General features: G+C 60.5%; 10 protein-coding genes. 3 read left to right on the top strand and 7 right to left on the bottom strand.

The features are described from left to right. On the bottom strand, positions 1 to 615 hold a 615-nt coding region (dcm, locus tag JWQ89_RS21210; protein ID WP_299644443.1), incomplete at its 3' end, for a DNA (cytosine-5-)-methyltransferase. Positions 616 to 734: 119 nt separating this feature from the next. On the opposite strand from dcm, the gene JWQ89_RS21205 reads away from it, so the two are divergent. The 3 genes from JWQ89_RS21205 (at position 735) to JWQ89_RS21195 (ending at position 3,707) form a co-directional block, all read left to right on the top strand. Continuing rightward, positions 735 to 1,928: a hypothetical protein gene (locus tag JWQ89_RS21205; RefSeq protein WP_299644441.1), complete on the top strand. Its 1,194-nt coding sequence runs from the start codon at positions 735 to 737 to the stop codon at positions 1,926 to 1,928. Positions 1,929 to 2,780: 852 nt separating this feature from the next. Continuing rightward, positions 2,781 to 3,011 carry a hypothetical protein gene (locus JWQ89_RS21200; protein WP_299644438.1) on the top strand — a complete coding sequence of 77 codons (231 nt, stop codon included), beginning with the start codon at positions 2,781 to 2,783 and terminating at the stop codon, positions 3,009 to 3,011. Positions 3,012 to 3,305: 294 nt separating this feature from the next. Next, positions 3,306 to 3,707: a hypothetical protein gene (locus JWQ89_RS21195; RefSeq protein ID WP_299644437.1), complete on the top strand. Its 402-nt coding sequence runs from the start codon at positions 3,306 to 3,308 to the stop codon at positions 3,705 to 3,707. 103 nt (positions 3,708 to 3,810) lie between these two features. On the opposite strand, the gene JWQ89_RS21190 is transcribed toward JWQ89_RS21195, so the two are convergent. The 6 genes from JWQ89_RS21190 to JWQ89_RS21165 form a co-directional block, all read right to left on the bottom strand. Further along, positions 3,811 to 4,374 (bottom strand): recombinase family protein, encoded by a 564-nt coding sequence (locus JWQ89_RS21190; RefSeq protein ID WP_299644433.1) that lies wholly within the window; start codon positions 4,372 to 4,374, stop codon positions 3,811 to 3,813. A 195-nt stretch (positions 4,375 to 4,569) separates the two neighbouring features. After that, positions 4,570 to 4,827 (bottom strand): hypothetical protein, encoded by a 258-nt coding sequence (locus JWQ89_RS21185; protein WP_299644431.1) that lies wholly within the window; start codon positions 4,825 to 4,827, stop codon positions 4,570 to 4,572. A 5-nt stretch (positions 4,828 to 4,832) separates the two neighbouring features. After that, positions 4,833 to 5,120: a hypothetical protein gene (locus JWQ89_RS21180; protein ID WP_299644428.1), complete on the bottom strand. Its 288-nt coding sequence runs from the start codon at positions 5,118 to 5,120 to the stop codon at positions 4,833 to 4,835. Further along, positions 5,117 to 5,554 (bottom strand): hypothetical protein, encoded by a 438-nt coding sequence (locus JWQ89_RS21175; protein WP_299644426.1) that lies wholly within the window; start codon positions 5,552 to 5,554, stop codon positions 5,117 to 5,119. The genes JWQ89_RS21180 and JWQ89_RS21175 overlap by 4 nt, the downstream gene beginning before the upstream one ends. 3 nt (positions 5,555 to 5,557) lie before the next feature. Beyond that, on the bottom strand, positions 5,558 to 6,109 hold the full coding sequence (locus JWQ89_RS21170; protein WP_299644423.1) for a hypothetical protein: 552 nt from the start codon (positions 6,107 to 6,109) through the stop codon (positions 5,558 to 5,560). Positions 6,110 to 6,406: 297 nt separating this feature from the next. After that, positions 6,407 to 7,042: a hypothetical protein gene (locus JWQ89_RS21165; protein ID WP_299644421.1), complete on the bottom strand. Its 636-nt coding sequence runs from the start codon at positions 7,040 to 7,042 to the stop codon at positions 6,407 to 6,409. Positions 7,043 to 7,176: the final 134 nt, after the last annotated feature.

The raw sequence follows: 7,176 nt of genomic DNA, 5'->3' as shown, positions 1-7,176 counted from the left end.
CGAATGTGTCGGCTCGGGGAACTCGAACTTCTTGCCGTCTCGGCGTCCGACGACAAACACGCGACGCCGAAGCTGGGGCACACCGTAGTCAGCCGCGAGAAGCACCTTCCACTGGGGGTTGTAGCCGAGTTCAGTCAAGCTGCGAAGAAGCCGTTCAAATTGCGCTCGGTGGGTCTTGTAGGTCAGCCCCTGCACGTTTTCCAGGATGAAGGCTTCCGGTCGCGTGTCACGAACAACGCGAACGTATTCGTCAAGCAAGGATGCGTTCGGATCGCGACTTTCTCGCTTCTGTTCCAGCCAGAATCCCGACTTACTGAACGGCGTGCATGGAGGTCCCCCAATGACGAGCGCGGGCTCCCCGGATCGCAACCCAGCTAAATCCAGCAGCTGCTCGGATGCGAGGGTCCTAATGTCGCCGTTCAACGAGGTCGCGCCGGGGAAGTTCGCCGCGAGCGTTTCGAGCGCAGGCGCGTTGTAGTCGGTCGCGACGTGCACGTGCGCGATTCCAGATCCCGTGTCCTGCGAGTTGAGCGGCTCGGCATCGGCGCGCTCTACCGCGAGGTCCAGGCCGCCGGCCCCCGAAAAGAGGCTGACTACGGGTAGCGCTTCAGTCATGTGTCTGTACCTCGAAGTGATTGAGCAGTGGGATCTCCCGACCATCCACGCATTGAAAGTATCGCTTAGTGGACCGTGGCGGACCCCACCGACATTCCGACGGCGCTAGGGTCGGGTCCATGACCGGACGCGGCACCGATGGGACTCAGGGCGTTGCCGGCCGCAATTACTTCCAGGTCTATCGAGTGTCTGGAAGGAAGGACCTCCACGAAGAAATCGCGGCAGCTATAGAGATTTGCGGAGGTCGAATCCTCTACTCGAGCCCGCACACTCGCGCACCGTTTTATTTTGGAGTCCAGACCGAAAAGGACGAGCGACTGGGCCTCCTCATCTACCCGTCCCGATTCGGGAAGGTAACGACCAAAAATCGTCCGCTCGACGAAAACCGCGGTCAACTCCGCCTCGGCGGAGAAGACAAGTGGGACGAGGGAGAGGTCGCCTTCGATGTTGCGTCTGTTGACACCACCTTGATCCTGGGAATCGACCCCGCGCGTCATCTTTTCATCGGCCTGGATCCTCACCTCTGGAATCCGATGCCGTTGGGGATCTCCTATTACGCAAAGGATTCCGACCTCGACGCGATGGGTGCTGCCGGCTGGCACGCGTGGGAAAAGGACAACCACGCCGGATCGCGGCGAGACAACCCGAGGTCCGACTCCGGGCTCGAAACTGTCGTGGCTTTCAAACCGAATCGGCTACTCGACTTCGCCCGCCTGGAACGTCGAGCGACTGACCTTGGTCTCGACAGTCCTTTACGTCTCGCAGCCGCCAAAAGCCTCCTCAATCCTTTCGCCGCTAACCCGAGCGGGTCATTCACGCACGTTCTGGAGAGGGAGTTTGAGCTCAGCAGCCGGGAGATTCTCGAAATCATCGCAGGACGATCTCGCCTATCTGTCGCCGTGAAGGGTGGCGTCGCTGAGCACCACATGCAACGGCAATTCGAAGGAAACTCTGATGTCTCTCGCGTCGCTAGACGCGATCGCGATGGAGAACCAGATTTCGATGTTGGTCTTCGAGACGGCCGAACATTCGTTGTTGAGTGCAAAAACGTGAGCCCAAACCGGTACGCCGACGGCACGATCAAAGTCGAAGTCCAGAAGACTCGCGCCTCGAAAAACGATCCTGCAAGTCGTTTCTATAAGGTGACCGAGTTTGATGTGGTGGGAGCGTGTCTCTTCTCTGCGACTCGCACGTGGGAGTTTCGCTTCGCGAAGAGCGAGAGTCTTCGCCGGCACGCTGAGTTCCCAGATCGGCTCGCGCCTATGCAGCGGGTTGACGAAACCTGGGCGGCGTCAATAGGTGATTTGAACTAGCAAGACCTAGAGATCAACTCGATCTAGGGCCGACCATCAAATGCGGCACATCGAACTTGTCCCACCTGTGCCCAGGCGTGATGACCTGAAAATTGCTTGTGCCCGCCACTCTCCTCCACCAGAGCGTCTTAGCGTCGTGCTCGGTCGGCACTTCGCGCCCAATGATGTCGTAGCCCTCCCCATTTAGTTGGCGCTCCACTTGTAGAACTTCTGGTTCGCCGTCGTGGTCGAGTTGGACCGTCTCAAACTCCATTCCCACAGGTTAGCGAAATGGACTCAGTGGACAGCTCGCAATTCTTCGTTTACAAAACGCAGAATGTGCCCCGCGGCCCTCCCCCTGCCTACAGACAAAGACATTCGAAGCGCCATTCTTTGTGTGCCTTGTGGTACAAGACCACGGGTGTCATACTGGGCATACCCAACCCTGCAATTGCAGGGGCGACTAACGAAATGGAGAAAATGATGAAAACCGCAATACAACGACATCGAGCCAATTCACGAAGCTTTGGAAGCGTCCCTTTGCATACCGAAGAGGAGGCTGCTTCTTGAATTCGCTCCTAGAGCGGTTGGGTGTTGCGCCCGCGACAAAACCGCTCACAGAAGTTGTCAAAGTTCGGATCGACAGTGATTCTTTGCACCGCCTCGACCAGATCGAGGCTCTCGCACGGGGCGCTGGGTACAGGCAGTTTTCCCGGTCCGACATGATTCGCGCAGCTATCGAAGCCTTCACCACTGGAGTCTTCGAGACGGTGCCTGAAGTTAGCGACGTTCGTCTCCCTGGGGAGGCGAGCTAGCTAACCAAAGACCCGGGGTGACGAATGGCGTTGCCCCACAACCCCAAAGGGGGTATCCATGTCGCAAAATCGGCGACGGTCCAAGTCCAAGCGAAAGGACGAAAAGAACCAGCGGGAGGAAATTGACGCGAATCACGACCCTGCGATTCTTCGCGAAGCCGGCGAAGACGCAGCCCGCTCTTACGGGCGTGATTTCGGTGAGCTGCTCAGGAGTGCTGCCCTCGGGCTTGCTGTTGGAGCAGCGAAGGAAGTAGGCGAAAAAGTCATCCAGGAACTCTTCAAAAAGTAGACCTTTAGCGGCGACACTCGGCACAACTAAATACTTTGCCCTGGACGGGGTCCCTCGAAGTTTGAGGGACCCCTTCCCCCTTTTTCCGGACGTCCGCGCCAACACGACTTCGTGCGCTAAATTGCGGCCATGACATTCTGGACAGGTGTTGCGGCATTCATTGCTACGCCCGGTCAATGGATCCCTGTCGTCGTGTCTCTGGTCGCCCTCGGGGTCGCAATCTTCACAGCTACTCAGACATGGCGGTACTACCCTCGACCTCGAATCAGCGTCGCGCGCGCCGGCGGCGACTACATGCCCACCTACATGACGGAGGGCGATGACAACAAGAAGATTCCCGGCTCCGATCACGTCAACACGACCATGCAGGTTTCGATCACGAACTTCGGCAACGGGGCAGCGCATGATGTCCGATTCGGCTCGGGAACGTACTGGGCGAATTGGACGCCGCTGGGGAATCTCACACCTAACGCTGTGGTCACAGGGAAGGGCATCGCGAGCTTCCCGGCGTCTGGCCCGTGGCAGAACTACGCGGTGACCTGGCTGCAGTACCCCGGCCCGCGCCGTTGGATGCTCAATGTCGACAAGGGCGAGGCCTATCGCCTGCCGAAGGAGACGAAAGCTCGTCGGCTGCGGCTCGGGGCTTTAGCCTCGCTGCAAAAGGGATGGTTACGGCTTAGGGGAAACCGGGGGTAGGCGACCGGGGCGCTACCGGCGTAGGGGGCTACGCCCGGTGCCCATTCCCGTGTCCGAAGACGACAAAGGCCCCGACGAATCGGGGCCTAGTGTGTCGTAGGGGCTAGGCGTCGAGTGCGCGGTAAGCGCTGGCGCGGCTGATCTTAAGTTCGTCGGTGATCGACTTCATGGTGCGGTTCTCTGCGCGCATGGCCTTGACCTTGGCAATGGTGGCCGGGGTGAGCGTGGTCGCTGTGCGTTCCACCTTGATGCCCTTGGCGGCGCGTGCTGCGCGTGCATCGGCTGCGCGTTCGTTGGTGTTCTCACGCTCCCATTCGGCAATGGCGGCGAGCACTGTCAAAATCAACTTCCCGGTGATGCCCTTGAAGTCCTCACCGGCTTTGAGCGACTGCACTTCGATGCCGCGCTCTGTCAGTGCGTCGATGGTGGACAGGATGCCCTGCGTGGTGCGCCCGAAGCGGTCGAGTGACGACACAACAATGGTGTCTCCCTCACGAGCCTGCGCAAGCATGGCGTCGAAACCGGGGCGGGTCATTGACTTACCCGAAAGCTTGTCTTCGAAGATCCGGGACTCGGGGATGCCGTACTCAGTGAGGGCGGCAGTCTGGCGGTCGTAGCTCTGCTGGGCGGATGAAACGCGGCGGTAGCCGTAGGTGTATGTAGTCATGACGAAAGTGTATCACTTTCTGACTCTGTGATGTATCACGAGAGACATGTCTCAAACCTTGTTTTCGTATTCAGTTTGAGACGAATCTAGGGTGTTCGAGTTGTGTCTCATTTAGCAAGCTTGATGAGACGGTGTGAAACCGTGTGCAGGTCGCGGAGAACTCCATGACCAAGAGGACGACCTGCACACGGTGGTCTATGAGGCAACGATGTCCTGCCACGGCTGAGGCATCGCGCGCTTGCGGGCCTGCTGCTCGGTCTCGATGAGCTGGCCCAGCACGGAGAGGACAGCGACACAGCGACCAACCTTGACGTGTGCCACCTGATTGCCGCCCGTCGCGGTAACGATCTTGATCTTGCAATCCTCGGGGACGTGGAACACGCGACCGCCTACGGTCAACTCCTGCGGGCCGTCGATTGTTGGCGTGCCCCAGTCCCCGAAGAAATGAGCCATTGCTGCTACTTGATGTTCTTGGCGCGCTTGGCGATGCGAGCGATCTCGATGCGGCGTTCGTACTCTTCCCATTCGGCGGGCGAGGAGGCGCGCTTCAATGCTTCAAGGGCCGTCTCCGTGGTCTGGGGAGCAACCGGGGACTTGCTTCCCACCGGTGCCAGCGTGGCCGCCTTGCGGGCTGCGATGTCCTGTTCGGCTGCCTGTGCCGCCGCGACCGTCTCAGGGCGAACGGTGGGCGTGCTGTCGACGTTGGGCACCGGGTAGTCGCGGCCCAGGACGCTGCGGGCGCTCACTGGCGTGCTCCGTCGCGGCGAGCGCGGATCAGGTCGGCGGCTGCCAGTACCTCATCCTCTGTCGGTGCCAGGTGACGACCGTAACGGGCTGCCTCAAGCTTGCGGCTCTGGCGCTCGGCGGCTGCCTTGGAGTCGGCCTCGGCTGCGAGCTGACGGGCCAGCCCTTCGTTGACTGTTCCAGGCTGGAGATAGACCGTACCCCAGCGCTGGATCTGCGACTGGTCGGAGAGATCCGCGTATGCGGATTCGCCCCAACGATCCTTCGTTGCCTCGATCAGCTCGGGCGTCACGGTAACCTCATCACCACGAGAGGCGACGGCGGCCACCAGGGCAAGCTCGCCGGGGTGCAGTACCTTGCGCCCGTTGAGCGGGGCCGCAAGCTGGTGGATGGTCAGGCCGTCGCGGACGACATGCCAGGTAGTGGTTTCAGACATGCGTTATTTCTCCTTGTTTGTGGTGCTGTTGTAGTCGCGGCCGATCTGGGCGACGGAGCGGAGGTCGTCGGCCAGCTCTTTGTCGTAGACGGAATCTGCGACGGCGGCGAGCGCGTCGAGCGCGTCGGGATCCTGCCGTGCCCGGAGCTGGAGGGTGCGCCCGATCTTGTCGAAATAGTGAAGCGTCGTCGCCGCGTCTTCGTTCGGGATCCCGGCTTTGATGAGGGTGGTCAGCGCGTTCTGCGCAAGAGCTCCCTCACGAGCTGCTGTGGCATTGTCGCCCCGGTCAAGGGCGTTGGAGCGCTGCACGATGAACGAGCGCACCAGTGCGGCCTGGTCGGCGAGAACTTCACCGGTCGTGAGGTCACCCAGGTAGTTGGGTGCGATGATGCCGCGCGCGCTGTGCCGGTTGGTGTGGCGATACGTCGCGGCCAACGAGATCCCCAGGCCCTCGCCGTGCTGACGCCATGCGTCGATGGGGGTCGATCCGCTGAGTACTGCGCCGTCGATCAGCGCCTTGGCGCTGGGGTTCCTGCAGATGGAACATGCGGCCATGGTCGGCTCCCTTCGTTTCGGGGAGAGCGGCTGGCGAAGACATCTTCGCGGGATTTCAGAACCAGCCGCTCTTGGTGAGGGCATCGGCGAAGCCCTGGAAGATTTGGAGACCGATGCCCTCATCCTTAGTATCGACAGAAACGTCGACCGCCGAAAAAGTGGTGAGAACTTGCCCCTCGTAGATGCTCGATGAGGCATGGATTCGCGGAAATCTCCACCTGAAACCGTGGGCCGTGCAGCACGTAGTTTCAGCGCTCTGGCGTCGTCCAGGCCGTGGCCGGCTGAACGCTGCCGGCGTCAGATGAGCCGTACGCGGCGGTGTCCTGCGTCATCGAAGTAGGTGTTTTTGATCATGTAGTCGAAGTACTTGCGCACCCGTGAGAGCCGAGTGGATGCGGTGCCGACGGAGACACCCAGGATGCGTGCTGCCCGGCGCACGGTGACCCTGTAGGGCAACTCGATGACCTCATCGTCGTTCTCGATGCGGGGGCGTCCTCCAGCCGGTGTGCGGGGCTTGTAGCGCTTGCGGAATGATCCTCCGCTGTAGCCGAGCAACCTGCGACGAGAGAAGAACTCCTTCATCTCCTCCCGGCGCTCCTCGTCCTCGGGGATGGGCAGACGCTTGGAGATGTAGCCGAGCAAGCCGGGGAGGTCGTAGATCTCCTTCACATCCGGTGCCTTGGCCGTGACGCCCACCCGGTGAGCTGCCGTCATCCATGCCGAACAGACCAACTGAAGATCTACTTCTGAGATCCCGAGCAACACGACGTTGTCATGCCAGTTCACGAGATCGGTGGGAGCAGAGAACTCGGTCTGACGTGTCCACCCTTCACAGATGGATGAGAACCGGATGATCTTCTGGAACTCGCGACGAACCTGTTTGAGGGTGTCCCATCCTCCAGCCATAGAGGCTTCGGAGCTGACGGACATCACCAGGGAGTAACCGGCGACGTGCTGTGGAGCGCGGAGACGCAGAGACGCACGAGACCGGTAAGCACGGTAGCTAGAGCAATGGTCACACTGACGTGAACGACAACGGCTGTGGGGGCGGCATTCGTGTTCAATAA

Origin of the sequence: Devosia sp., from assembly GCF_028290645.1 — a bacterium.
Classification (GTDB): domain Bacteria; phylum Pseudomonadota; class Alphaproteobacteria; order Rhizobiales; family Devosiaceae; genus Devosia_A.
This window is presented reverse-complemented; position numbering and strand designations above follow the sequence as displayed.

Coding starts and splice junctions, on each gene's coding strand:
- JWQ89_RS21195 (WP_299644437.1), top strand. CDS start 3,306: ATGCCCACCTACATGACGGAGGGCGATGACAACAAGAAGATTCCCGGC.
- JWQ89_RS21185 (WP_299644431.1), bottom strand. CDS start 4,827: ATGGCTCATTTCTTCGGGGACTGGGGCACGCCAACAATCGACGGCCCG.
- JWQ89_RS21175 (WP_299644426.1), bottom strand. CDS start 5,554: ATGTCTGAAACCACTACCTGGCATGTCGTCCGCGACGGCCTGACCATC.
- JWQ89_RS21200 (WP_299644438.1), top strand. CDS start 2,781: ATGTCGCAAAATCGGCGACGGTCCAAGTCCAAGCGAAAGGACGAAAAG.
- JWQ89_RS21170 (WP_299644423.1), bottom strand. CDS start 6,109: ATGGCCGCATGTTCCATCTGCAGGAACCCCAGCGCCAAGGCGCTGATC.
- JWQ89_RS21205 (WP_299644441.1), top strand. CDS start 735: ATGACCGGACGCGGCACCGATGGGACTCAGGGCGTTGCCGGCCGCAAT.
- JWQ89_RS21190 (WP_299644433.1), bottom strand. CDS start 4,374: ATGACTACATACACCTACGGCTACCGCCGCGTTTCATCCGCCCAGCAG.